This window comes from Antarctobacter heliothermus (genome assembly GCF_900188425.1).
Taxonomy (GTDB): domain Bacteria; phylum Pseudomonadota; class Alphaproteobacteria; order Rhodobacterales; family Rhodobacteraceae; genus Antarctobacter; species Antarctobacter heliothermus.
Genome location: NZ_FZON01000011.1, coordinates 42,543 through 66,503, shown reverse-complemented (window position 1 = coordinate 66,503; position 23,961 = coordinate 42,543). Strand labels below are relative to the sequence as shown.

22 protein-coding genes are annotated in these 23,961 nt (G+C 64.8%); 19 read left to right on the top strand and 3 right to left on the bottom strand.

Features of this window, described 5'->3' with window-relative positions:
* Positions 1 to 4 precede the first annotated feature (4 nt).
* Positions 5 to 1,522: a COG3904 family protein gene (locus CHB90_RS08020; RefSeq protein ID WP_089277343.1), complete on the bottom strand. Its 1,518-nt coding sequence runs from the start codon at positions 1,520 to 1,522 to the stop codon at positions 5 to 7.
* 210 nt (positions 1,523 to 1,732) lie between these two features.
* Here CHB90_RS08020 and dgcN point away from each other — a divergent pair, with 210 nt between their 5' ends.
* The 4 genes from dgcN (at position 1,733) to CHB90_RS08000 (ending at position 7,004) form a co-directional block, all read left to right on the top strand.
* A complete protein-coding gene (dgcN, locus tag CHB90_RS08015; RefSeq protein ID WP_089277396.1) occupies positions 1,733 to 2,734 on the top strand; it encodes an N-acetyltransferase DgcN in 1,002 nt (333 codons plus the stop codon).
* Positions 2,735 to 2,890: 156 nt separating this feature from the next.
* Complete coding sequence (gene dgcA, locus CHB90_RS08010) at positions 2,891 to 3,856, top strand: N-acetyl-D-Glu racemase DgcA (RefSeq protein WP_089277342.1); 966 nt, start codon at positions 2,891 to 2,893, stop codon at positions 3,854 to 3,856.
* Between the two features lie 90 nt (positions 3,857 to 3,946).
* A complete protein-coding gene (locus tag CHB90_RS08005) occupies positions 3,947 to 4,810 on the top strand; it encodes a D-amino-acid transaminase (protein ID WP_089277341.1) in 864 nt (287 codons plus the stop codon).
* Positions 4,811 to 4,814: 4 nt separating this feature from the next.
* Positions 4,815 to 7,004, top strand: a complete 2,190-nt coding sequence (locus CHB90_RS08000) for an OmpA family protein (RefSeq protein WP_089277340.1) — start codon at positions 4,815 to 4,817, stop codon at positions 7,002 to 7,004.
* Positions 7,005 to 7,088: 84 nt separating this feature from the next.
* On the opposite strand, the gene CHB90_RS07995 is transcribed toward CHB90_RS08000, so the two are convergent.
* Together CHB90_RS07995 and CHB90_RS07990 are read right to left on the bottom strand one after the other, a co-directional pair.
* Positions 7,089 to 8,273, bottom strand: coding sequence for a TIGR03862 family flavoprotein (locus CHB90_RS07995; protein WP_089277339.1), 1,185 nt, complete (start codon positions 8,271 to 8,273; stop codon positions 7,089 to 7,091).
* The gene (locus tag CHB90_RS07990; protein WP_089277338.1) at positions 8,270 to 9,604 is read right to left on the bottom strand and encodes a mechanosensitive ion channel family protein; all 1,335 of its coding nucleotides are present in this window, start codon (positions 9,602 to 9,604) and stop codon (positions 8,270 to 8,272) included. Before CHB90_RS07990 ends, CHB90_RS07995 begins: the two co-directional genes overlap by 4 nt.
* Positions 9,605 to 9,686: 82 nt before the next feature.
* On the opposite strand from CHB90_RS07990, the gene CHB90_RS07985 reads away from it, so the two are divergent.
* From CHB90_RS07985 to folD, 15 genes are all read left to right on the top strand, one after another.
* Positions 9,687 to 9,989 (top strand): HNH endonuclease, encoded by a 303-nt coding sequence (locus tag CHB90_RS07985; RefSeq protein ID WP_089277337.1) that lies wholly within the window; start codon positions 9,687 to 9,689, stop codon positions 9,987 to 9,989.
* Between the two features lie 88 nt (positions 9,990 to 10,077).
* Entirely contained in the window at positions 10,078 to 10,464 is a 387-nt protein-coding gene (ybgC, locus tag CHB90_RS07980; protein WP_089277336.1) for a tol-pal system-associated acyl-CoA thioesterase, read from the top strand.
* A 134-nt stretch (positions 10,465 to 10,598) separates the two neighbouring features.
* Positions 10,599 to 11,294 (top strand): protein TolQ, encoded by a 696-nt coding sequence (gene tolQ, locus CHB90_RS07975; protein WP_089277335.1) that lies wholly within the window; start codon positions 10,599 to 10,601, stop codon positions 11,292 to 11,294.
* Positions 11,295 to 11,297: 3 nt separating this feature from the next.
* Complete coding sequence (gene tolR, locus CHB90_RS07970) at positions 11,298 to 11,774, top strand: protein TolR (RefSeq protein ID WP_089277334.1); 477 nt, start codon at positions 11,298 to 11,300, stop codon at positions 11,772 to 11,774.
* Between the two features lie 7 nt (positions 11,775 to 11,781).
* Positions 11,782 to 12,969 carry a cell envelope biogenesis protein TolA gene (locus CHB90_RS26110; protein WP_141135821.1) on the top strand — a complete coding sequence of 396 codons (1,188 nt, stop codon included), beginning with the start codon at positions 11,782 to 11,784 and terminating at the stop codon, positions 12,967 to 12,969.
* A gap of 197 nt (positions 12,970 to 13,166) precedes the next feature.
* Positions 13,167 to 14,492 carry a Tol-Pal system beta propeller repeat protein TolB gene (gene tolB / locus CHB90_RS07955; RefSeq protein WP_089277332.1) on the top strand — a complete coding sequence of 442 codons (1,326 nt, stop codon included), beginning with the start codon at positions 13,167 to 13,169 and terminating at the stop codon, positions 14,490 to 14,492.
* A gap of 67 nt (positions 14,493 to 14,559) precedes the next feature.
* The gene (pal, locus tag CHB90_RS07950) at positions 14,560 to 15,081 is read left to right on the top strand and encodes a peptidoglycan-associated lipoprotein Pal (RefSeq protein ID WP_089277331.1); all 522 of its coding nucleotides are present in this window, start codon (positions 14,560 to 14,562) and stop codon (positions 15,079 to 15,081) included.
* 3 nt (positions 15,082 to 15,084) lie between these two features.
* Positions 15,085 to 15,915 (top strand): tetratricopeptide repeat protein, encoded by an 831-nt coding sequence (locus CHB90_RS07945; RefSeq protein ID WP_089277330.1) that lies wholly within the window; start codon positions 15,085 to 15,087, stop codon positions 15,913 to 15,915.
* A gap of 46 nt (positions 15,916 to 15,961) precedes the next feature.
* Positions 15,962 to 17,311: a tRNA lysidine(34) synthetase TilS gene (gene tilS / locus CHB90_RS07940; protein ID WP_245823196.1), complete on the top strand. Its 1,350-nt coding sequence runs from the start codon at positions 15,962 to 15,964 to the stop codon at positions 17,309 to 17,311.
* Between the two features lie 77 nt (positions 17,312 to 17,388).
* Positions 17,389 to 19,308, top strand: a complete 1,920-nt coding sequence (ftsH, locus tag CHB90_RS07935) for an ATP-dependent zinc metalloprotease FtsH (protein ID WP_089277328.1) — start codon at positions 17,389 to 17,391, stop codon at positions 19,306 to 19,308.
* The gene (locus CHB90_RS07930) at positions 19,305 to 20,120 is read left to right on the top strand and encodes a methyltransferase domain-containing protein (protein WP_089277327.1); all 816 of its coding nucleotides are present in this window, start codon (positions 19,305 to 19,307) and stop codon (positions 20,118 to 20,120) included. The genes ftsH and CHB90_RS07930 overlap by 4 nt, the downstream gene beginning before the upstream one ends.
* An 11-nt stretch (positions 20,121 to 20,131) precedes the next feature.
* Positions 20,132 to 20,716, top strand: coding sequence for an MOSC domain-containing protein (locus tag CHB90_RS07925; RefSeq protein WP_089277326.1), 585 nt, complete (start codon positions 20,132 to 20,134; stop codon positions 20,714 to 20,716).
* Between the two features lie 238 nt (positions 20,717 to 20,954).
* Positions 20,955 to 22,631, top strand: coding sequence for a formate--tetrahydrofolate ligase (locus CHB90_RS07920; protein WP_089277325.1), 1,677 nt, complete (start codon positions 20,955 to 20,957; stop codon positions 22,629 to 22,631).
* Positions 22,632 to 22,731: 100 nt separating this feature from the next.
* A complete protein-coding gene (locus CHB90_RS07915) occupies positions 22,732 to 23,046 on the top strand; it encodes a chorismate mutase (protein WP_089277324.1) in 315 nt (104 codons plus the stop codon).
* Positions 23,043 to 23,945, top strand: a complete 903-nt coding sequence (folD, locus tag CHB90_RS07910; RefSeq protein WP_089277323.1) for a bifunctional methylenetetrahydrofolate dehydrogenase/methenyltetrahydrofolate cyclohydrolase FolD — start codon at positions 23,043 to 23,045, stop codon at positions 23,943 to 23,945. Before CHB90_RS07915 ends, folD begins: the two co-directional genes overlap by 4 nt.
* Positions 23,946 to 23,961 lie beyond the last annotated feature (16 nt).

The window sequence follows — 23,961 nt, the reverse complement described above, 5'->3', positions numbered from 1 at the left end:
CGGATCAATACGCCCGCATGTCAAAGCAGAAGGCATTGCCCGATCCGCTGTTGCGCAGGCACTGCATGTGGTCCGATATGTCAAAGACCCCCTCGATATAGGGCTTGGTCGCGCGACTGCCGTTGATCCGCGGGCCTGTGCCGTCCATTTGGACCACCGTACTGGCCCCGCTGGGCCATGTGAACTCCACCGTGACCTGCATCGTGCCATCGCCCGTGAACCGGGCGGTTTCCACGGCATCGCAGGGGTCGTCATCGGTCTTGCGATCGGCGGAATTGTAGACAAGGCACCGGGTCTCAAGGCTGCGCCGGTCCGTCCAGACCGTGGCATCGGCAGGCACTGCGCCGGTCCCGTGCCGGGCGGCCAGCTCGGCAAAGCGGGTCCAGGGCGGATACAGCGCGGCCTGATCCAGCGCCATGGCATCGCCGTGCGCAAAGGAAATGCTCAGCCGCCGCGTGTTGCCCCGCATGGGCGTGTCCATCGGCCAGCGCCCGCCAAAGCTCACCTCGCAATTCAACCCGTCCTCGGCCGGTTCGGGGTCGCTGACGAAACGGGCGTCGCCGAAATCACCCGACGTCCCCAGATCAATCTCTGCCTCGCCGCGCGTGTAATGCCGCGCCAGAACGCTTTCCGAGTAGTCGCCAAGACGGCGACCGCTGAAAAAGCTGCGGCCCGGACCGTCATGGCGCGTGGCATAGGTCTGGTAATAGCCGGTGGAGGGGCGCAAACCGGGCTGGGCGTTCAGGCAGGCATTGACGAAATGGCCGCGTGAGACCTTGGCCGGATAAGGCAGCCCGACGACGTCGATCATCCACTGTGATGCCTCGCCCACGGTTTGCAGGACATACATGTCCTGGGGCGGGGTGGCGACCATGCGGTTCATCAGCGTCGCGGGAAAGCGCATCTGGCTCTGCCGGTCGCTCAGCTCTCCGATGGACCGCACGGCGATGGCAAAGGCGCGGTCGACCGCTTCGGCAGAATAATTGCCGTCCGCGATGTCCAGTCCCGGCGCGTGAAAGCCCAGCGACCCCTGCGCATGCAGGACGCGGTTGGGCAGGCGCCCGCCAGAGCTTTCGCTTTGCGTGCCGCCGGCCATGAACAGGACCGCGCAGGCGGAATGACAGGTGGCGTCGCGCGGCACCGCGGTGCCGATCGCACTGTAAAGATAGCCGTTGTCGCCAGTCTGATCGGTCAGAACATCCGCCATCTTGAGCGCCTCGGCCAATGACCCGCCGGGGCTGTCCAGGCAAATGCGCGGCACGGCCAGGCCGCCGACCTGGTCCCAGCGATCCAGAAAATCGCTTTCCCCGGCGTAGGGATTGCCGACAACGCGGTCCAGCGCGGCACGAAACCCGTCCGCGTCGCCGGATCTGATCGGGCCCTGAACGGTCAGGATACAGCCCAGATCCGCATCGCCCCCGTCGAGGAATTGCGCGGCCGACAGGGGCGGGGCCTGCGTAAGGGAAAGTCCGGCAGCGGTCAGCAAACCCGCCGCAAATCGGGAGAAATGGCAATTTGTCATATTCAACCTTCTGATGTTTCAAAGACAATCGGGGAAATACGCTAAGAGAGAATGGCCATTCGCACAACCGGACGTCCATGCACGATTCTTCGGCATATCGGGTCAAAATCACAGATTACTTCGAGGAAATTGCGCCACAGGTGAAGAAACGCAATGCAGTTTCGCGGCAAATGAGGCAGAGTCGCGCAAATTCTGATGCCGGAGGCGACCATGATCGAAACCCCCTATCTGTTGTTCCTGGGCGATGCGCCCGATCCGCTTGCGGCCAAGGTGGCCCAGGGTATCCGCGACTGGCGGCCGGAAAATTGCGTGGGGCAGTTCCGCATGGACGGCTGCAAGGCCGATCTTGGCCTGCCCGACATGACATTGGAAGAGGCAAAGGCCGCCGGGGCCAAAACGCTGGTGATCGGCGTGGCCAACCGGGGCGGCAAAATCAGCAAGGCTTGGAAAAAGGTGCTGGTGTCGGCACTGGAAGAGGGGCTGGACCTGGCCTCTGGCCTGCACAACCTGCTGCGCGCCGAGGCGGATCTGAAAGCCGTGGCCGAGGCGACGGGCCGTGCCCTGCACGATGTGCGCGTGCCCGAGGTCGAGTATCCGATTGCCGATGGCACCAAGCGGACCGGCAAGCGCGTGCTGGCGGTAGGCACTGATTGCTCGGTGGGCAAGATGTACACGACACTGGCGCTGGACAAGGCGATGCGCGCGCGCGGCATGAAAAGCACCTTTCGCGCGACGGGCCAGACCGGCATCCTGATCACCGGCGACGGCGTGCCGCTGGATGCGGTGGTGGCGGATTTCATGGCCGGGTCGATCGAATATCTGACGCCTGACAATGACGCCGATCATTGGGATGTGATCGAGGGGCAGGGCAGCCTGTTCCACGTCAGCTTTTCCGGGGTGACGCTGGCGCTGATCCACGGCGGACAGCCGGACGCGCTGATCCTGTGCCATGAGCCGACGCGCACCCATATGCGCGGTCTGCCGGGCTATGCCCTGCCGACGCTGGAAGAGGTGCGCGACCTGTCGCTGGCGCTGGCCCGGGTGGCGAACCCGGACTGTCAGGTTGTGGGCGTGTCGATCAACACCCAGCACATGGGAGAGGCCGAGGCGGTCAGCTATTGCGCCGAGGTCGAGGCCCGACTGGGTCTGCCGACGGTCGATCCGTTCCGCCATGGCGCAGAGCGGCTGGCAGAGGCGATGGAAAACATCTGACGGCGGGCGGTCCGGCCTTTGGCCGGACGCTGTTTCGCGCTTGCGCGCGAAAGGCGCCCCACCCACCGTCCCTTTGGGCGCATTGTCTGGGGTGTGGCGTGCGCGGGGGGGTGGTCTATGGGTATTTCTTACAGAGAAGAAGCAGGAGCGGCAGAGATGACCATCAGCGTATCGCGAGACGTGTTCAAGCTGGCCGAGGCCTTTACCATTTCGCGCGGCAGCCGGACCGAGGCACATGTGCTGACGGTAAGGGTGACGCGTGGCGGGGTGAGTGGCCGGGGCGAATGTGTGCCTTATGCGCGCTATGGCGAGACGCTGGATAGTGTGGCGGCTGAGATCGCGGGGTTGCCTGAGGGGATCTCTCGCGCGGATCTGCAGGACGCGCTGCCCGCCGGGGCCGCCCGCAACGCCGTTGACTGCGCATTGTGGGATCTGGAGGCCAAGGCCGCTGGCGTCCGGGTCTGGGATCTCGTCGGCATGCCTCCGCCGGGGCCGGAACTGACCGCCTATACGCTGTCGCTGGACACGCCTGGCAACATGGAGGCCGCGGCGCGCCGCCACGCCGCCCGCCCCTTATTGAAGATCAAGCTGGGCACGCCTGATGACATGCCCCGGCTGGAGGCGGTGCGGCGCGGTGCCCCCGAAGCCCGCATCATCGTCGATGCCAATGAAGGGTGGAGTGCGACCGTCTACGCCGATCTTGCGCCGCATCTGGTGCGGTTGGGTGTGGCGCTGGTCGAGCAGCCCTTGCCTGCCGGTGAGGACGCCGCCTTGATCGGGATGGACCGCCCGGTGCCGGTCTGCGCCGACGAAAGCTGTCATGACCGCGCGTCCCTGCCTGCGCTCAAGGGCAAGTACGACATGGTCAACCTCAAGCTGGACAAGACCGGCGGGCTGACAGAGGCGCTGGCCCTGCGCAAGGCCGCCTTGGCCGAGGGCTATGGCCTGATGGTTGGCTGCATGGTGGGCTCATCGCTGGCGATGGCGCCCGCCGTCCTGCTGGCGCAGGGCGCCGCTGTCACCGATCTGGACGGGCCGCTGCTGCTGGCCGAGGACCGCGACACACCCCTGCGCTATGACGCTGAGGGCGTTCACCCGCCCGAGGCCGCGCTGTGGGGCTGACACCCGCCGCGCCGCCGCCGCGCCAAAGGCTTGCGGCGCGTCCGGTGCCTGCCTAAAACACCCGCAACACATTGTCCGAGGACCACGCCCATGACCCGCACCGTCTACGTCAACGGAGACTACCTGCCCGAGCACGAGGCCAAGGTCTCGATCTTTGACCGCGCCTTTCTGATGGGCGACGGCGTCTATGAGGTGACGTCGGTCCTGGATGGCAAGCTGATCGATTTCCAAGGCCATGCCACCCGGCTGCAACGCTCGCTGGATGAGCTGGATATGCGCGCACCGGTCAGGATGGACGACCTGCTGCAGATCCACCGCGAACTGGTCGACCGCAACGGCATCACCGAGGGGCTGGTGTACCTGCAAATCACCCGCGGCGCACCTGATGACCGCGATTTCGCCTTTCCTGACCCCGATACGACCCCTTCGACCATTGTCCTGTTCACCCAGAACAAGCCCGGCCTTGCCAATAGCCCGGCGGCGCAAAAGGGCATCAAGGTCATCTCGATTGACGATCAGCGCTGGGGCCGCCGCGACATCAAGACGGTGCAACTGCTGTACCCGTCGATGGGCAAGATGATGGCCAAAAAGGCCGGCGTCGACGACGCATGGCTGGTCGAGGACGGCTTTGTCACCGAAGGCACCAGCAACAACGCCTATTTCATCAAGGGCAACCGGATCGTCACCCGCGCCCTGTCCAACGACATCCTGCACGGGATCACCCGCGCCGCCGTGCTGCGCTTTGCCAAAGAGGCCCAGATGGAGGTCGAAGAGCGCAGCTTTACCATCGAAGAGGCGCAAGGCGCGGATGAGGCGTTCATCACCTCCGCCTCGACCTTTGTGATGCCGGTGGTCGAGATTGACGGCGTCGCGCTGGGCACCGGCACACCCGGGCCGCGCGCGCTGCGCCTGCGCGAAATCTATCTCGACGAAAGCCGCAAGGCCGCGATCTAGGCCGATGACCGCCAGGGCGCTTGTCGAGGCGATGGCCGCGCTGGTGATCTTTCTGACACTGGCGGGGCTTGGCCTGTTCCAGGTGCCCAGCGAAGACGCCACGATAGAGGCGGGGTTGCAGGCGCAGGCCACCGCCCAGCTGGCCGATCTGCCCAACCCACCAACCCTGACCGTCACGGGCCGCGACATCGCCGTCGCGGGCCGGGTTCAGAGCCACGCGGTCCGCCGCCAGATCGAAAGCGGATTGCGCGGGATCGACGGTGTCAGAGACGTGACCGCCCGGCTGGAGGTCTTGCCAGAGGTCGCAGAGTTTACATTTGCGATGCAAAAGGATGCGGCGGGCATGGCGCTGGCGGGGCAGGTGCGCCGTGCCGCTACGCTGGAGGCTCTGGCTGACCTGACCGCCGCACCGCTGACGGACATCGCGCTGGCCAGTGGTGGGGCGATTGACGGCTGGGATGATGCGGTCCTGTCGCTGGCGCGGGTCGCGGCGCAACTGGATAGGGCCGAGGTCACGCTGACAGGCACCACGGCCCGGATCAGCGGTGTGGCGCTCTGGCCCTCCGATCTGGAGGCCATCGACCATGTGCTTGCGGAGCTGCCCAAGGACATTACCGTCACATCGGATCTGACCGCCCGCGACGATGGTCTCCCCTTTGTTCTGATCGCGGAAAAGCAGCCGGGTCTGGGGGTGCGCCTGCGCGGCAAGCTGCCCGCCACGCTGTCCCCCAAGGATCTGTCAGAGGTCTTCGGGCCGGGCGTCCGCGCCGAAACCCTGACCGTTGGCCCTGTCGATCCGGGCTATCCCGCGCTTGCCGCCCATATGCTGGCCGCTGCGCGTGTTCTGCATCTGGCGGATCAAGGCGTGGTGACGGTGACGCCCGCCGCCATGCTCCTCTCTGCCCTGCGCGGCGGCGCGGAGGTGGATCGCGCGCTGGACGCGCTGCGGGCCAATCTGCCCGGTGACACCCTGTTGGACGTGTCGCGGATCCCCCTGACCGATCCAGAACCCTTTTGGCTGGACCTTGAGCGGCGCAATGGCACGGTCACGGTCCGGGGTGTTGTGCCAGTCGATCTGGCGCAAGACACGCTGGCCGCCGCATTCAAGGGCGCGGATGTTTCCGGCCTGCGGCACTCTCTTTACCCGGATATCACCGGCTGGACCGCTGGGCTGGACGCGGTCAGCGCCGCCTTTGGCGAGGTCGTCGCGGGGCGGCTGCTGTTGGAACAAGGCTCTGTCACATTGGACGCGCTGTTGCCCGATCCGGCCCGCGCCGAGCGGGTCGATAGGCTGTTGGCGGCGCTCCCCCAGGGGCAGGATTTCCGCCGCACAGTTGCATTGGTCGATGACGGGCTGATGCTGAACGCAACCCTCACCTATGCCCCGCAGATGGGCGCGCGGATTGAGGGCACCTTGCCCGGCAATTTAGCGGCAGCCGAACTGCCGGACCTGTTGGGCCTGCCCGATGTTGCAGGTGAGGCGGGCAGTGACGCGGACATGCCCTTGCCCCGCGCCACGGCGGTTCTGCTGGCCGTGGAACGCTGGCTGGGAGAGGCTGAGGATCTGACCCTGACACTGACGCCAGAGCAGATCACGCTGGACGCCGTGCTGTCGCCGGGCGTCGACTTGGCCCAGATCGACGCGGCGATGCGCGCGGTTTTGGACCCGCAGGACACCCTGCGCCTGCGCCCGTTGTCCGACAGGCCGCCCGCAGGTGCCACGCGGCGCAATGTGGCGCTGGGCTTGGCGCAGGTCTTTGTGGCGGGCTACTGGTTGCCGGTGCTGGATTTCACGCCCTCGGTGGCCGAATGCGCGCGGCAAAGCCTGTTGGCCGAACGCGCGGATCCGGTCCGCTTTTTGTCCGGCTCTGCCCGGCTGGACGCCAGATCGGTGCGCGGCGTCAACGCGCTGGCCGCCGTGGCGCGCGTTTGCGTGTCAGAGGGCGGTTTGCAGGTGCAGGTCGAGGGCCACACCGATGCCTTCGGCGCGGAGGCGGCCAACCGGGCGATCAGCCGCGATCGCGCGGTTGTGGTGGCGGTCGAGATCTCCAAACGCGGTGTGCGGGCCGGGGCCATGAACGTGGTCGGCTTTGGCCCGTCCCGGCCCGTGGCCGACAATGGGACCGAGGCAGGCCGCGCGCTGAACCGGCGTATCTCGCTGTTCTGGCGGGCGCCGGGGCAGGCGGTGCAATAGGCGGAAATCTTAATGTCAGGTAAACTCGTCTCTGCAAGCCATTGATTTCGTTGGGCCGTTAACCTTGCCCACTGTGGCGGACCCCTACGCGGCGGCCAACCACGCGGCCGCATGCCGCCCCGCCCAGAGACCCGTGGCAAGACAGGCCGTCAACAGATACCCCCCTGTCGGGGCCTCCCAATCCAGCATCTCCCCGGCGCAGAAACAGCCCGGTTTTCCCCGCAGCATCAGCCCCTCATCCAGCGCCGCAAAGGGCACCCCGCCCGCGGTCGAGATTGCCTCATCCATCGGCCTCAGCCCCGCATGGGGGAGGGGAAGCGCCTTGATCATCGCGGCCAGAACGGCAGGCTCATCAGGCAAGGGGCGGGCAAATTCCATCAGCAAGGCCTGCGCCGCCGGGGCCAGCCGCAGCGCCTTGCGGATCGCATTGGCGCGGCTCTGTTTGCCACGCGGCCGCGCCAATCGTTCCGCCAGCACATCCACCGAAATATCCGGCAACAGATCAACCGTCAGATCATGGCCCGCGCGCAGGGCCGGGGTCAGCGGATAGATCCCGCCCCCCTCCAGCCCCCGCGCGGAAATCACCGCCTCGCCCCGGTTCTCCAAAGCCCCGGCGCGAAAGGTCACGTTCTTGAGCGGTGCGCCGAAATGGCGTGCCATATGCGGCGACCAATCGACAAGAACCCCGGCACTCGATGCGGCAAACGGGGCTACCGGCAGGCCCGCAGCCCGGAAATGATCCGCCCAGACCCCGTCCGACCCCAGCCGCGCCCAACTGGCACCGCCAAGCGCCAGAACCGTGACCGACGGGCGCTGAACGACAGGTCCATCCGGCGTATCAAACCGCAGCCCGCCCTCCTCGGCCCACCCTTGCCAGCGCCAGCCGGTGCGCCGATCCAGCCCCATGCCGTCCAGCCGCGCCAGCCAGGCCCGCAGCAACGGCGAGGCCTTCATCGCGGTGGGAAACAGCCGCCCGCTGGAGCCGGTAAAGGTGGCCTGACCCAGCCCCTCGGCCCAGGTCTGCACCTCTTGTGGGCCAAAGGCGTCCAGCATGGGCGACAGCGGCGCGGCGGCCCCGGCATAGGCGGCGCGAAAGGCGGCGGCGTCCTCGACCTTGGTCAGGTTCAACCCGGATTTTCCGGCCATCAGGAACTTGCGGCCGACTGACGGCTTTGCCTCTGCCAGAACAACCCGGTGCCCCGCCGACAACAGCGCCTCCGCCGCCATCAACCCGGCCGGTCCGCCGCCGATCACCAGCGCGTGGCTCATGGCGCTGCGGGTCCGGGCACCTGATGCAGTTCGACGACGCGATGCGGATAGGGGATCTCTATCCCGTTGTCCTTGAGCGCGTTCCAGATCAGGAACAGCACGTCCGAGGTGTATTTGTTCGGCCCGTCGTCGATGCCGTTGACCCAGAATTCCACAGCGAAATCCACACCTGAGTCGCCAAATCCGCGCAGCTCACAATCGGGGGGATAGGGCGCGGCCAGCACGCCGGGATGCTGCGCCACTGCCGCCTCGACGATGGCGGGGACGGTGTTGATGTCGGTCTTGTAGCTGACCGAGAAATCCGCCTCATAGCGATTGGCGCTGCCCTGATCGGAATAGTTGATGATGCGGGTGGTGATGAAATCCTCATTCGGCACCACGATCCAGCGGCCATCGTAAGTCTCAAGGATCATCGCCCGCGCAGTGGTCTTGACGATGGTGCCTGCCTGTCCGTTGTCCAGTTCGACGTAGTCGCCCACGGTGGCCTGCCCTTCAAGCAGCAGGATAATGCCGGAAATGTAGTTCGACGCGATCTTTTGCAGGCCAAAGCCAAGGCCGACACCGATGGCACCGCCCAGCACCGCAAGCGAGGTCAGCGGGATGCCGACGATGTTCATCAGCAGCATGAAGGCAAGGCCGAAAATCGCGAACTCCGCCGCTTTGGCGGCAATCTGGCGGGTGGCCGGGCGCATTTCCTCTTGTTTGTGGATGTAGGCACCCGTCTGGTCGTTGGACCAGCGGCCCAGCCAGAACAGAATGGACCCGGCGATCAAGCCCCGGATCACCGCCATGGCGGTGAATTCGATATTGCCAAGGCTCACTGTCAGCTCGTTCAGCCGGTCGGTCGCCACGTCCAGCAGGCCCAGCGTGTACAGCGCCATGACCGGAAGCAGGATCAGACGGCCCAGCACCTTGAGAAAGCCGTCCTTGACGATCTCGCGCACCAGCACGCGGGCGGCCAGCAACAGGAAGAACCGCTTGCCGAATGCGATCACCGCGCCGGAGCCAAAGATTGCGCGGGTCAGCCCCTCACCGATGCCGGTGAAGGCAAAGGCCAGCAGCGGCAGCAGCAGCGGCACGAAGATCAGCAAGAACCGCCGGATCGTGGCCAGCACCGATGTCCGCCCGGCCTCTGGTGTCAGAACACGTTCCAACCAGGGGCGCAGTTTCCGCGTCAAAAGCCAGGCAATCACAAAGGCCGCGACCAGCAAGCCGAACTGTGACCGCGCGGCGGGCGACATCAGCCATTCGCGGGCGATGTCCCATCCTTGCAGCACATAGGCAGCGGCCTGTTGCACAAATTCAGGCTGGCCGGCGAGGTCGAAATTCATTTTGCTTGATCCCTGGCGTCGTCGTCCCATCCTCTTGCCCAATGTATGCCGTGGGGACAAGGGCAGCGATCCGGGGGACGACATGGACGACACGTCGGAGGCTGTTTGCCCGCTCTGCCTGCGCCCGATCCCGCGCAGCGCGAGGCAAAGCCTGCATCACCTTGTGCCCAAGCTGAAAGGTGGCAAAGGCGGGCCGGTGGTCCTGTTGCACCAGATCTGCCACAACGAAATCCATGCGCGGTTTACCGAGGCCGAACTTGCCCGCGATCTGAACACTCCGGAAAAACTGCGCGCGCATCCCGATCTGGCGGGATTCCTGAGCTGGGTGGCCAGGCGTCCGCCGGGGTTCCACAGCCGCAGCGCGGGCGGGCGGCGCAAGCGATGAGTTGGGTTTCGTATGAAATTCGGCGCGCGGGCTGCTTGCCGCTCAGGATTGGCCCGCCTAGGGTCACCCTGCCAGAGAGGAGCCCGGCATGCACAGTTTCCCGATCCGTGTTTATTACGAAGATACCGACATGGCGGGGATCGTCTACCACGCCAACTACCTGAAATTCATCGAACGTGCGCGCTCGGACTGGGTCAAGGAACAGGGGCTGGACCAGAACGTCATGCGTGAACAGGACGGCATTGTCTTTGTGGTGCGGCGGATCGAGGCGGATTATCTGATGACCGCGAAATACGACGACGCGCTGGAGGTGCGCACCACGGTGCGCAGCATGACCGGCGTGCGGCTGGTCATGGGCCAGGAGGTGCTGCGCGGCCAGGAGGTTGTCTTTCGCGCCGAGGTGACGGCGGTCTGCGTGACACGTGACGGCCATCCCGCGCGCCTGCCGGCCAAACTGCGGCAGCGGGTACACTAGCCGATTTGCGCCGACACCCGTCCGGCGCGTCCTGCGGAATGCCGCCTATTCAGTAGCGTTCCCCCTGCAAATCGGGTAAAGAACGCGGTAATCAGAGCCCCGGTCACAGGGGCCGACAGGAAATGAGCAGGTCTATGGAAGCAGGAACGCTTGCACTCGCGTCGGAGATCGACTTCTCCTTCTGGGGTCTTTTCATGCGCGCGACGCTGACGGTGAAACTCGTCATGCTGTTGCTGATGGTGGCCTCGGTCTGGGCTTGGGCGATCATCGTCGAGAAATTCGTCAGCTACCGCAAGGCGCGGCGCGAGGCGACGCGCTTCGACCGCGCCTTCTGGTCCGGTGAGCCGCTGGATGAACTGTTCGAACAGTTGGGGCCAGAGCCCAAGGGCCGGTCTGAACGGGTGTTCGCCGCTGGCATGATGGAATGGCGTCGCAGCCACCGTGAGGACGGCGGGCTGATCGCCAATGCCCAAAGCCGGATCGACAGGTCGATGGATGTGGCTATCCAGAAAGAGGCCGACGTGTTGCAACGCGGCCTGCCGGTGCTGGCGACGGTCGGCTCGACCGCACCGTTTATCGGGCTGTTCGGGACGGTTTTCGGGATCATGAACGCCTTTATCGAGATCGCGGCGCAGCAGAATACGTCACTGGTGGTGGTCGCGCCCGGCATCGCAGAGGCGCTGTTGGCCACAGGCCTTGGCCTGCTGGCGGCCATCCCGGCGGTGATCTTCTACAACAAGTTTTCGGCGGATGCGGACCGGATCGTGGGCAACTACGAGGCGTTTGCCGACGAGTTCGCCACCATCCTCTCACGCCAGCTGGATTCCTGAGCGATGGGCGCAGGGGTCGTCAAATCCGGAGGGGGCAAGCGGCGGCGCGGATCGCGCCGCAGCCGCGCCCAGCCGATGGCCGAAATCAACGTGACGCCTTTTGTGGACGTCATGCTGGTGTTGCTGATCATCTTCATGGTGGCCGCCCCATTGCTGACGGTCGGCGTACCGGTGGAACTGCCCAAGACGGCGGCGCAGGCGCTGCCTGCGGAAACCGAAGAACCGCTGACAGTAACCCTGTCGGCGGATGGCGAGGTGCTGATCCAGACCACGGTGGTCTCACGCGATGAACTGGTGGGGCGGCTGCGGGCGATTGCGGCGGAACGGTCGGATGACCGGGTCTACCTGCGCGCGGACGGGTCAGTGCCCTATGAACAAGTGGCCCAGATCATGGGTGCGTTGAACGCGGGTGGATTTTCGTCGATCGGTCTGGTGACGGATGTGGGTGGCCCGGCACTCGACGGACCTGACGGCGGCTGAGGCGCAAATGAACCGCTATCTGTACATATCAGGCGGGGCGCATGCCCTTGTGCTTGCTTGGCTGCTGCTGGGCAATGTGTTTGCGACGGATCCGCCGCAGATGCAGGTGGCAGACGTGACAATCCTGAGCGAAGCGGATTTCGCCGCGCTGACCGCGCCTCCGACACCCGAGCCGGTGGCAGAGCCTGTGACGCCAGTGGTGACGCCTGAACCGGCACCCGAGCCAGCGCCAGAACCGACGCCAGAACCGACGCCAGAACCAACCCCCGCACCGACACCAGAGCCGGAGCCTGCCCCGACGCCGGAACCTGTGCCCGAACCTGTGCCAGAGCCGGAGCCTGTGCCTGAACCTCAACCGCTTCCAGAACTCGTGCCGGAGCCAACGCCGGTCCCCGCGCCACTGCCCGAACCTGAACCGATCCCGGTGCCTCCGGCCCCGCTGCCCGCACCGCCGCCCGCGCCAGTCGCGCCGACCGCGTCGCTGCGTCCCAAGGCGCGCCCGGCGGACCGGGTGGCCAACACCCCCGTGGCGCCGCCGGACCCGAACACCGAACGCGCCGAAGAACGGGTAGAGGCCGCCGACCCGGATGCCGTCAGCCCTGACGTGGCCGAGGAGTTGCGCGAGGCGACTGCACCGCCCGAAACCACGACCGAGATCGTGACCGAAGCGGACGAACGCTTTGCCCCGTCCGAGTCGATCCGTCCGCAGGCGCGACCGCAACGCGCCGCGCAGGCGGCCCGACCCGATCCGGCGCCGCAACCTGAGGCCGCGCAACCCGATCCCGATCCGATCAGCGGGGCGGATGACGCCATCACTTCGGCGCTGGCCGAGGCGCTGTCGGCCGCCCCCGCGCCCGCCGCGCCCTCAGGTCCGCCGATGACCAGCGGAGAGCGCGAGGCGCTGCGGTTGGCGGTGCAGGCGTGTTGGGTGGTGGATGTCGGGTCCGAGGCGTCAAGCATCACGGTCACGGTGGGCTTTGAGATGGAGCAGGACGGCCGCGTCGTTCCGAGCAGCCTGAAGATGGTGGGTGCGTCGCAGGGCAGCGCCGCTGCGGTCCAGACCGCCTTTCAGGTGGCGCGGCGCGCAGTGCTGCGGTGTCAGGGGGCCGAAGGCTATGGTCTGCCTGCCGAAAAATACGATCAGTGGCGAGAAATCGAGATGACCTTCAACCCCGCCACCATGCGGTTGCGATGACTGCTGGAACCGCGACCCGTCGGGCGGTGTTATACTCTGAAGGAATTAGATGGAAATGAGCGGCTTCCTGCGCAAATTCCCCCTTGCGCCCCATGTATTGCCTGTTTTGCGACAGGCCAAATGCGGATAGGTTGATGCAGGGCGGGCACAGACCCGCCGCATCCGGTCCGAGCAGCACCCGAAGGAGGGTCCCCGAGATGATCGCACGCCTTGCCGCCTTGGTTCTAGTCTGTGCCACGGCGCTTTTGCCGGTGCAGGCCACGGCCCAGTCTGGTCCGCTTCGTATCGAGCTCACCGAAGGTGTGATCGAACCCATGCCGTTTGCGGTGCCTGACTTCGTCGCCGAAAGCCCGGCGGCGCAACAGTTTGCCACCGACATCAGCCGCGTGATCGCCGCTGACCTGACGGGCACGGGACTGTTCCGCGAAATTTCGCGCGATGCCCACATCGCACGCGTCAGCAGCTTTGGTGCGCCGGTGCAATTCGCCGACTGGAAAGCGATCAACGCGCAGGCGCTGATCACTGGATCGGTCGCGGCGGATTCCTCTGGTCGCGTGGTGGTCAAATTCCGCGTCTGGGACGTCTTTGCCGGGCAAGAGCTGGGGCAGGGAATGCAGTTCGTCTCGGACGCCAGTGGGTGGACCCGACTGGCGCACAAGGTTGCCGATCAGGTCTATAGCAGGCTGACCGGCGAGACGCCCTATTTCGACAGCCGAGTGGTCTTTGTTTCAGAAACCGGACCCAAGGATGCGCGCCAGAAGCGGCTGGCAATCATGGATTACGACGGCGCAAACGTGCAGTTCCTGACCGATGACTCCTCTCTGGTTCTGGCCCCGCGCTTTTCACCGAACGGCGAGCGGGTGCTGTACACCAGCTATGCCACCGGGTTTCCGCGCATCCATGTTCTGACCGTCGGAAACGTCGATAGCCGCATCTTGCAGGTGGGCGATGGCGAGATGAGCTTTGCGCCGCGCTTTTCTCCGGACGGGCGCATGGTGGTCTTTTCGCTGACCCAAGGGTCCAATACGGACATATACGCCATGGATCTTGCCTCGGGCGCGACCCGGCGGCTGACGTCGACCCCGGCGATCGAAACTGCGCCCAGCTTCTCCCCCGACGGCAGTCAGATCGTATTCGAATCCGACCGATCCGGCAGTCAGCAGTTGTATGTCATGCCCGCCATGGGCGGAGAGGCGCAGCGGATCAGCTTTGGCGAGGGCCGGTATGGCACACCGGTCTGGTCGCCGCGCGGTGACCGGATCGCCTTTACCAAGCAGAACGCCGGGCGCTTTCACATCGGGGTGATGCGCACCGATGGCAAGGAGGAACGCCTGCTGACCGCCTCTTTCCTGGATGAGGGCCCGACATGGTCACCCAACGGGCGCGTTATCATGTTCGCCCGTGAGACCCAGGGCGCGCAGGGCTCATCGGCGCTGTATTCGGTCGACATCTCGGGGCGCAATCTGAAACGGGTGCGCACACCCGCCGGTGCCTCGGACCCCAGTTGGGGCCCGCTTCAATAACATCAATTCCCATATGTTGCGTGTTGTGGTAAACCAAACGCAACAACCAGAGCAGGACCGCTAAACAATGAAACATACAACCATGGCCCTCCTTATGGTCGCGGCGCTGGCCACCGCGGCCTGTACAAACCCCAACAGGTTTGGCGGACCGGACGCCAGCCGCGGCGCCGGCGGACCCGATACATCGACGGTTGTACCGGGCAGCGTGGACGACCCCCGGTCGCCTGCCTATTTCTCGGCCCGTGTCGGGGACCGGGTGCTGTTTGCCGTCGACCAGTCGTCGCTCAGCCCCGAGGCGCGGGTGGTGCTGGACGGTCAGGCGACATGGCTGCAAACCAATCCGGACTATCTGGCGATCATCGAGGGTCATGCGGATGAGCAGGGCACACGGGAATACAACCTTGCGCTGGGCGCCCGGCGAGCCAACGCGGTGATGGAATATCTTGTCGCCAAGGGTATCCCGCAAAACCGGCTGAAGTTTGTCAGCTACGGCAAGGAACGCCCGCTGGAGATCTGTTCCGAAGAAGCCTGCTACGCCAAGAACCGCCGCGCCGTGACGGTGATCTCAGCCACTGGACTGACGGGATAAGACATGTTGCGGGGGATGGTGTTCGGAGCCTGCCTGCTGGCAGGCAGCATGGCCGCAGCGCAGCAGGGTGAAACGCTGGCCGACATAAAGCAGGATCTTGCGGTCCTGACGGTCGAGCTGCGCAAGCTGCGCAGCGAGTTGAACACCACCGGATCACCCGCGCTGGGGATCAGCGGATCGGCTCTGGACCGGATCACCGCCATCGAGGGCGAATTGCAGCGCGTCACCGCCAAGGCGGAGGAGCTGGAGTTCCGGATCGGTCGCGTGGTTCAGGACGGCACCAACCGCATCGGCGACCTGAAATTCCGCATCTGCGAGCTGGAGGCAGGTTGTGACATCGGCAAGCTGAGCGAAACCGATCCGCTGGGCGGCGATGCCGTGCCAACGGCCCCGGTCGCGCAACCCGCGACACCGCCCGCCACCGATGCGCTGCCGTTTGACGGCGAATTGGCGATCAGCGAAGAGGCGGATTTCCGATCCGCTTTGGACGCGTTGGATGAAGGTGACTACGCAGGCGCGGAGTTGCTGTTCGCGCAGTTCCGCGAGACCTATCCCATGGGACCGCTGGAACCTGCGGCGCTGGTCGGTGAAGGCCGTGCGCTGGAGGGTTTGGGCGACTCGAGAGAGGCCGCGCGGCGCTACCTGTCAGCCTATTCCGGCTTTCCGGATGCGGCGATCGCGCCAGAGGCACTGTGGCGGCTGGGCGATGCCATTGCATCGTTGGGGTCGATTGACGACGCCTGCATCACGTTGGGTGAGGTCAGCGTCCGGTATCCGGGATCGGATGCGGTGTCACAGGCCGAGGCGAGCCGACAGAAACTTGGCTGCCAATAACCGACGGCCACCATCGGAGAGCCTTGACCAGAGGTTCGCCGCCGCGATGGGGCAATTGCTTGGGCCGGATTTTCCCTCCGATATCGGGCTGGCGGTTTCCGGCGGCGGGGACAGCATGGCGATGCTGTATCTTGCACACAACTGGACACGGGTCTGGGGTGTGCGGCTGCATGTGGTCACGGTTGATCACGGGTTCCGTCCCGAAAGCGCCGATGAGGCGGCGATGGTGGCGCGCGAATGCAGCGAACTTGGCTGGCCCCATGCCACACTGCGCTGGCACTGGGACGGACTGGGCAACAAGATGGATGCCGCCCGCCGCGGGCGGCTGGAAATGATCGACCGTTGGCGCGGCGTCTTGGGGCACGTCCTGATGGCGCACACCCGCGACGATCTGGCCGAAACCTTTCTGATGAGACTGGCACGCGGGTCTGGGGTCGAGGGGCTGTCGGCGATGACGGCCAGTCGCACGGTGCGTCACGGTGGCGCGCATCCGCTGACCGCGCCCGAGTTCGACGGTGCATTGCCGCAGCAATCGAAGGTGGTCAAAGGCGGCCCCGGGCGCTCTGGCGCGTTCCGGGTGGTCCGTCCTTGCCTGACCATGACCCGTACCGAGTTGCGCCATTATCTGCGCACATTGCAGGGTCGCTGGGTCGAGGACCCGTCGAACGATGACCCCGCTTACCGGCGCGTCCGGGTCCGGCAGGCTCTGCCAGCGCTGGCGGAACTGGGGCTGGATGTGACGACTTTGGCCGACACGGCCGAACGCATGGCGCGCGCGCGGGACGCCTTGGGCGCGCGCGCCGTTCAGGTCTGGAAAGAGGTTGGGCAGGAGGGACGGGCAAGCCATACACCTACGGGGGAAATCCTGCTCGACCGCTCCGGCTATGAGGCGGTCGAACGCGACACGCAGTTGCGACTGTTGGCCGCTGCGCTGCAATGGGTATCATCCGCCGAATACCGCCCGCGCATCGCCCCCCTGGACGCTTTGCTGGAGCGTCTGTTGGCCGGCGGTGCCGGCACGCTGCATGGATGCGAGGCGCGGATGGAGCGGGACACGCTGCGGGTCTTCCGCGAATTCAAGGCGGTGCAGGGCCTGATCCAGCCGCTTGGCCAGGGCGATGGACGTGTTCGGCTGTGGGATGGGCGCTGGCAGATCCAAGGAACCGGAGCAGAGGGTGACTTCATACGCGCGCTGGGGGAAGACGGCTGGACGCAGATCGGCGAAAAACCGGAGGCGGCGCCGCCGTTTCATTCCGCCAGATCGCTGCCCAGCCTGTGGCGGGGCGATACGCTGGTCGCCTGTCACGCGCTTGGCCGGACCGAAACGCCGGGCACGCGTCTTTGGCCGATGGGGCAGGAGACGGGCAGCTTTGCCCGGTTCCTGCTGTCGCATTGAACCCGGCCCAGTGATGTCTATTTTACACACCAAATCGCTGTGCTATGACGCACCAAAGTTTTCAAAGGAGTTCCCCCTTGGGTAACGCGAGAAACATCGCCTTCTGGGTCGTCCTCTTCCTGCTGATCCTGGCGCTCTTCAACCTGTTCTCGGGCGGCGGAACCACGCTGCAAAGCCGCGAAGTCAGTTATTCCGACTTTGTACGCGCCGTTGAATCGCAGAACGTCAGTTCTGCGACGGTCGACGGAGAGCAAGTGCGCTATCGGACAGAAGACGGGCAGGACTATGTGACGATCAAGCCGCAGGACGCGGAATTGACCAACCTGCTGCTGGACAACAACGTCCCGATGAAGGCCGAGGCGCAAGAGCAATCCGGCTTTCAGTCCTTCCTGCTCAGCCTCTTGCCCTTCCTGCTGCTGATCGGTGTCTGGATCTATTTCATGAACCGGATGCAGGGCGGCGGCAAAGGCGGCGCGATGGGCTTTGGCAAATCCAAGGCCAAGCTGCTGACCGAAAAGCATGGTCGCGTGACGTTTGACGACGTGGCGGGCATTGATGAGGCCAAGGAAGAGCTTGAGGAAATTGTGGAATTCCTGCGTAACCCGCAGAAATTCAGCCGTCTTGGCGGCAAGATCCCCAAAGGCGCGCTGTTGGTTGGCCCTCCGGGCACGGGTAAGACGCTGCTGGCGCGGGCGATTGCCGGTGAGGCGGGTGTGCCGTTCTTTACCATCTCCGGCTCTGACTTTGTCGAGATGTTTGTGGGTGTCGGTGCCAGCCGTGTCCGAGACATGTTCGAACAAGCGAAGAAAAACGCCCCCTGTATCGTCTTTATCGACGAAATCGACGCCGTGGGCCGTGCCCGTGGTCAGGGCTATGGCGGTGGCAATGACGAACGCGAGCAGACGCTCAACCAACTGCTGGTCGAGATGGACGGTTTTGAGGCGAACGAGGGTGTGATCATCGTCGCCGCCACCAACCGTCGCGATGTTCTGGACCCGGCTCTGCTGCGTCCCGGTCGTTTTGACCGTCAGGTGACGGTGCCGAACCCGGATATCAAGGGCCGGGAAAAGATCCTTGGCGTGCATGCCCGCAAGACCCCGCTGGGCCCCGATGTGGACCTGCGCATCATCGCGCGCGGCACACCGGGCTTTTCCGGTGCCGATCTTGCCAACCTTGTGAACGAGGCGGCGCTGATGGCGGCGCGCATCGGCCGCCGGTTTGTCACGATGGAGGATTTTGAGCAGGCCAAGGACAAGGTCATGATGGGCGCAGAGCGCCGCAGCATGGTTCTGACCGATGAGCAAAAGGAAAAGACCGCGTATCACGAGGCCGGTCACGCCGTTGTCGGTCTGGCCCTGCCGCAGTGTGATCCGGTCTACAAGGCAACGATCATCCCGCGCGGCGGCGCGTTGGGCATGGTGGTGTCTCTACCCGAAATCGACCGTCTGAACTGGCACCGCTCCGAGTGTGAGGAAAAGATGGCGATGACCATGGCGGGCAAGGCCGCCGAGATCATCAAATACGGCGAAGACAACGTCTCCAACGGACCGGCGGGCGACATCCAGCAAGCCAGCGCGCTGGCGCGCGCCATGGTGCTGCGCTGGGGCATGTCGGACAAGATCGGCAACATCGACTACGCCGAGGCCCACGAGGGCTATCAGGGCAACACTGCCGGTCTGTCGGTGTCCGCCCACACCAAGGAGATGATCGAGGAAGAAGTGCGCCGCTTCATTCAGGAAGCCTATGAGCGCGCCTTCCAGATCCTCACTGACCGTCACGACGAATGGGAGCGGCTGGCGCAGGGACTGCTTGAGTTCGAAACCCTGACCGGCGAAGAGATCAAGCGCGTCATGCGCGGTGAGGATCCGCATTCGGGTGACGATGATGGTGGATCGGGTGTGGCTGACGAAAAACCGTCTCTGACCGCCATTCCCAAGACCAAGCCCAAGGCAAAACCGTCGGACGATGGCGGGATGGAGCCTGAACCCACCGCATGAGCGGCGTGGGCCAGAATGACTGGGACCCCGGGATCTATCACAGGTTCCGGGGTCAACGTCTGCGCCCCGCACTGGATCTGCTGGCACGGGTCGGCCCCTTGCCCAAAGGGGATGTGGTCGATCTGGGATGCGGCGCGGGGGACGTGGCGTCGGCCCTGCATCTGCGGTTCTGCGAGACACAGAAGGCCCGACTGATCGGGGTCGACCGGTCTCCGGCGATGATGCAGCAGGCGCGCGCGCTGGACGTATATGACCGGCTGGATGAGGCGGATATCGCCTTGTGGACCCCGGATGAGGCACCGGCGCTGATCTTTTCCAACGCGTCGCTGCACTGGGCCAGTGATCATCAGACCCTTTTGCCTCGGCTGGTCGCGGCCCTGGCGCCGGGGGGCACCCTTGCAGTGCAGGTCCCACATCAGAACAATGCGCCGTCACATCGCCTGTGGCGCACGCTGGCGGATGAACTGTGTCCGGGGCGGATGGACGATGTGGATCTGCCATCGGTCCTGTTGCCCGCGCAGTATTATCATCTTCTCGAAACCATGGGGGATGTCCGCCTCTGGGAGACGGACTATTTCCAAAAGCTGCCGCCGTCGGAGGACGGGCATCCAGTGCGCTGCTTTACAGAGGCAACCTATGCGCGGCCGATCCTGCAAGCCATGCCCGACCATGAGAGTGAGCGGCTTGTCCGGGCCTATGACGAGTTGATTCCCAAAGCCTATCCGCTGTCGGCGGACGGGAGCGCGCTGTTCCCCTTCCGCCGCCTGTTCTTTACCGTCGTCCGCGCCGGGCACGGTGCGCCTGCACCATAGGAAAGCCGACAATGCCTGCCTTGAAACCCACCGACTATTCCGCAACCGTGATCTGGCTGGGCGTCGTGACGAATGACGACCGCGTGGAATTGCTGGCCGAAAAGCGCAATGCTGTGGACCTGACCTTTGACGGGATTGCCGGGTCGGTGCATGGCGGGGCGACACGGGAGTCGTGCTCGCGGGTCAAATCGCAATACTCGCGCGGCACCCGCATCCGCAATGAACGCCAGTTGAGCATCATCAGTGCCGAGGATCTGGCCGAGATCGCCGCCCGGATGGGGGTCGAGACGATTGACCCGGCTCGACTGGGCGCATCCATGGTGATTAGCGGCCTGCCGGATTTCAGCTTTGTGCCGCCGTCGTCGCGGTTGCAAGCCCCATCCGGTGCGACGCTGACCGTGGACATGCAGAACCGGCCCTGCCAATTCCCGGCCAAGAGCATCGACAAGGTTGCGCCGGGTCTGGGCAAGGGGTTCAAGCCTGCCGCAACAGGCCGCCGTGGTGTCACAGCCTCTGTCGCGTGTGAGGGGCGCGTGGCGTTGGGGGACGTTCTGCGTCTGCACATACCGGACCAGCGTGGCTGGCAACCCGATTAGGTCGCCGCTTTCCGGCCACCCCGACCGGCCGCTGCGCGGCCAGCGGCCCGCCCTCCAAGCCGCGTCCGGTACACCAGAAAGACACAATCGTTTCCGATGGGCGGCGAATTGTTCGCCGGGTGACCGATCTGCGCCGCAACACAGCCGGAATATGTCGGATTCGCTTTCCCAGCGCGGCGCCCGTCTCTGTATGCCTTGAGGCAAGAGATCACCGCCCCCCAACAGGAAGCGCAGCAGAATGGCATTCAAGTCCGACATCGAAATCGCCCGCGAGGCCAACAAGAAACCGATTCAGGAAATCGGTGATCGCCTTGGCATCCCGACAGAACATCTGCTGCCCTATGGCCATGACAAGGCCAAGATCAGCCAGCCGTTCATCGACAGCGTTCAGGACCGCAAGGACGGCAAGCTGATCCTTGTCACGGCGATCAACCCGACGCCTGCCGGTGAGGGCAAGACCACCACAACTGTGGGTCTGGGCGACGGTCTGAACAAGATTGGCAAGAACGCGATGATCTGCATCCGCGAGGCCTCTCTTGGGCCGAACTTTGGCATGAAGGGCGGCGCTGCTGGCGGCGGCAAGGCGCAGGTTGTTCCGATGGAGGAAATGAACCTCCACTTCACCGGCGACTTCCACGCGATCACATCAGCGCACTCGCTGCTGTCGGCGATGATCGACAACCACATCTACTGGGGTAATGCGGCCGAAATTGACACCCGCAGAGTTGTCTGGCGCCGTGTTGTCGACATGAACGACCGTTCGCTGCGTCAGATCACCTCGTCCTTGGGTGGCGTCGCCAACGGCTTTGCCCGTGAGGATGGGTTTGACATCACCGTGGCGTCCGAGGTCATGGCGATCCTCTGTCTTGCCAAGAACCTCAAGGATCTGGAACAGCGACTGGGCGACATGATCGTGGCCTATCGCCGCGACAAGACCCCGGTCTTCTGCCGCGACATCAAGGCCGAAGGTGCCATGACTGTCCTGCTCAAGGACGCGATGCAACCGAACCTCGTGCAGACGCTGGAGAACAACCCGGCCTTTGTGCATGGCGGTCCCTTTGCCAATATCGCGCATGGCTGTAACTCTGTCATTGCCACCTCTACCGCGCTGAAACTGGCGGATTACGTGGTGACGGAGGCGGGCTTTGGTGCCGATCTGGGTGCCGAGAAATTCATGGACATCAAGTGCCGCAAGGCCGGTCTGCGCCCTGATGCGGTGGTGATCGTGGCCACGGTGCGCGCGATGAAGATGAACGGCGGCGTGGCCAAGGCGGATCTGGGCGCGGAGAACGTGCAGGCGGTCAAGGACGGCTGCCCGAACCTGGGCCGTCACATCGAGAACATGAAAAAGTTCGGCGTGCCGGCGGTTGTGGGCATCAACCACTTTGTCACCGACACCGACGCCGAGGTGCAGGCGGTCATGGACTTCTGCGCGTCGCTGGGAGTCGAGGCGATCCTGAACAAGCATTGGGAGTTTGGCGGCGAGGGCATCACCGAGACGGCCAAGAAGGTGGTCGAACTGTGTGAGGCCGGTGAGGCGGATTACCGCCCGCTCTATGCCGATGAATTGTCGCTGGCCGAGAAGATCGAAACCGTCTGCAAGGAAATCTACCGCGCCGACAACGTCGTGATGGACAGCAAGATTCGCGCTCAGTTGAAGGAGTGGGAGGATCAGGGCTATGGCAAATTGCCGGTCTGTCTGGCGAAAACCCAGTACTCCTTTACCACCGACCCGACCATGCGCGGCGCGCCGACCGGCTTTGATATCCCGGTGCGTGAGGTGCGCATCTCCGCCGGGGCGGGCTTTGTCGTCGTGGTTTGCGGTGAGATCATGACCATGCCGGGCCTGCCGCGCACCCCTGCGGCGGAAAGCATCCGTCTGAACGAGGACGGTATGATCGAAGGGTTGTTCTAACCGTTTCGCCCTCCCTAGGTCATCGGGGAGGGCGGCGCGTTGCACGCAAGGGCCGTTATCGGCTACGGCGGTCGGGACCAGACGACAAAGAGGAAACTTCATGGCGCGTCCTGCCCCCGAGACCATCGAAACCATGGCGGACCTGCGGGTTTGCATCGACGAGATCGACAGCGCCTTGGTGGCGCTTTTGGCGGAGCGGGAGCGGTATACGAACCGCGCCCCGGCTCTGAAGGCGCGTGAAGGCATCGCTGCGCGGGCCCCTGGACGTATTGAGGCGGTGCTGGGACATGTCCGGGACAAGGCGGCGGCGGGTGGTTTGGACCCGGATCTGGCCGAGGCGATGTGGCGGATCATGATCGAGACGGTGATTGCCCGCGAAGAGCGGGTGATTGGCACAGAAGGAAAAGACGGATGAGCGCGACGATCATCGACGGCAAGGCCTTTGCGGCCAAGGTGCGGGAAAAGGTGGCGGTGCATGTGTCCCGCCTGAAAGAAGAGCATGGCATTACGCCGGGACTGGCCGTGGTGCTGGTGGGTGAGGATCCGGCGAGCCAGGTCTATGTCCGGTCCAAGGGCAAGATGACCACCGAGGTCGGCATGAACTCTTACGAGCACAAGCTGGACATCGACACCTCCGAGGCGGATCTGCTGGCGTTGATCGACAAGCTGAACGCTGACCCGGCGGTGCATGGCATTCTGGTGCAGCTGCCGCTGCCCAAGCATCTGGACGAGGATCTGGTGATCAACGCCATTGATCCCGCCAAGGATGTGGATGGGTTCCATATCTCGAACGTGGGCCTGTTGGGGACCGGGCAAAAGTCGATGGTGCCCTGCACGCCGCTGGGCTGCCTGATGATGCTGCGGGATCATCACGGGTCTTTGTCGGGCATGGATGCGGTGGTGATCGGGCGGTCCAATATCGTGGGCAAGCCGATGGCGCAGCTGTTGCTGGGCGATAGCTGTACCGTGACCATCGCGCATTCGCGGACAAAAGACCTGCCCGATGTGGTTCGCCGCGCGGATATTGTCGTGGCCGCCGTGGGCCGGCCGGAGATGGTGCCGGGCGATTGGATCAAGCCGGGGGCGACGGTGATTGACGTGGGCATCAACCGGATTGATGCGCCCGAAAAAGGCGAAGGCAAGACCCGGCTGGTGGGCGATGCCCACTATGAAAGCTGCGCTGCGGTGGCCGGGGCGATCACCCCTGTGCCGGGCGGTGTGGGGCCGATGACGATAGCCTGCCTGCTGGCCAATACGGTGACGGCCTGCTGCCGGGCCAATGGGCTGGAAGAGCCTGAGGGGCTGACTGCCTGAAAATGGGTGTCCACGC

Bases quoted from the DNA above. Each gene is read 5' to 3' on its own strand.
- CHB90_RS08020 (WP_089277343.1), bottom strand. From the start codon at position 1,522: ATGACAAATTGCCATTTCTCCCGATTTGCGGCGGGTTTGCTGACCGCT.
- dgcN (WP_089277396.1), top strand. From the start codon at position 1,733: ATGATCGAAACCCCCTATCTGTTGTTCCTGGGCGATGCGCCCGATCCG.
- dgcA (WP_089277342.1), top strand. From the start codon at position 2,891: ATGACCATCAGCGTATCGCGAGACGTGTTCAAGCTGGCCGAGGCCTTT.
- CHB90_RS08005 (WP_089277341.1), top strand. From the start codon at position 3,947: ATGACCCGCACCGTCTACGTCAACGGAGACTACCTGCCCGAGCACGAG.
- CHB90_RS08000 (WP_089277340.1), top strand. From the start codon at position 4,815: ATGACCGCCAGGGCGCTTGTCGAGGCGATGGCCGCGCTGGTGATCTTT.
- CHB90_RS07995 (WP_089277339.1), bottom strand. From the start codon at position 8,273: ATGAGCCACGCGCTGGTGATCGGCGGCGGACCGGCCGGGTTGATGGCG.
- CHB90_RS07990 (WP_089277338.1), bottom strand. From the start codon at position 9,604: ATGAATTTCGACCTCGCCGGCCAGCCTGAATTTGTGCAACAGGCCGCT.
- CHB90_RS07985 (WP_089277337.1), top strand. From the start codon at position 9,687: ATGGACGACACGTCGGAGGCTGTTTGCCCGCTCTGCCTGCGCCCGATC.
- ybgC (WP_089277336.1), top strand. From the start codon at position 10,078: ATGCACAGTTTCCCGATCCGTGTTTATTACGAAGATACCGACATGGCG.
- tolQ (WP_089277335.1), top strand. From the start codon at position 10,599: ATGGAAGCAGGAACGCTTGCACTCGCGTCGGAGATCGACTTCTCCTTC.
- tolR (WP_089277334.1), top strand. From the start codon at position 11,298: ATGGGCGCAGGGGTCGTCAAATCCGGAGGGGGCAAGCGGCGGCGCGGA.
- CHB90_RS26110 (WP_141135821.1), top strand. From the start codon at position 11,782: ATGAACCGCTATCTGTACATATCAGGCGGGGCGCATGCCCTTGTGCTT.
- tolB (WP_089277332.1), top strand. From the start codon at position 13,167: ATGATCGCACGCCTTGCCGCCTTGGTTCTAGTCTGTGCCACGGCGCTT.
- pal (WP_089277331.1), top strand. From the start codon at position 14,560: ATGAAACATACAACCATGGCCCTCCTTATGGTCGCGGCGCTGGCCACC.
- CHB90_RS07945 (WP_089277330.1), top strand. From the start codon at position 15,085: ATGTTGCGGGGGATGGTGTTCGGAGCCTGCCTGCTGGCAGGCAGCATG.
- tilS (WP_245823196.1), top strand. From the start codon at position 15,962: ATGGGGCAATTGCTTGGGCCGGATTTTCCCTCCGATATCGGGCTGGCG.
- CHB90_RS07930 (WP_089277327.1), top strand. From the start codon at position 19,305: ATGAGCGGCGTGGGCCAGAATGACTGGGACCCCGGGATCTATCACAGG.
- CHB90_RS07925 (WP_089277326.1), top strand. From the start codon at position 20,132: ATGCCTGCCTTGAAACCCACCGACTATTCCGCAACCGTGATCTGGCTG.
- CHB90_RS07920 (WP_089277325.1), top strand. From the start codon at position 20,955: ATGGCATTCAAGTCCGACATCGAAATCGCCCGCGAGGCCAACAAGAAA.
- CHB90_RS07915 (WP_089277324.1), top strand. From the start codon at position 22,732: ATGGCGCGTCCTGCCCCCGAGACCATCGAAACCATGGCGGACCTGCGG.
- folD (WP_089277323.1), top strand. From the start codon at position 23,043: ATGAGCGCGACGATCATCGACGGCAAGGCCTTTGCGGCCAAGGTGCGG.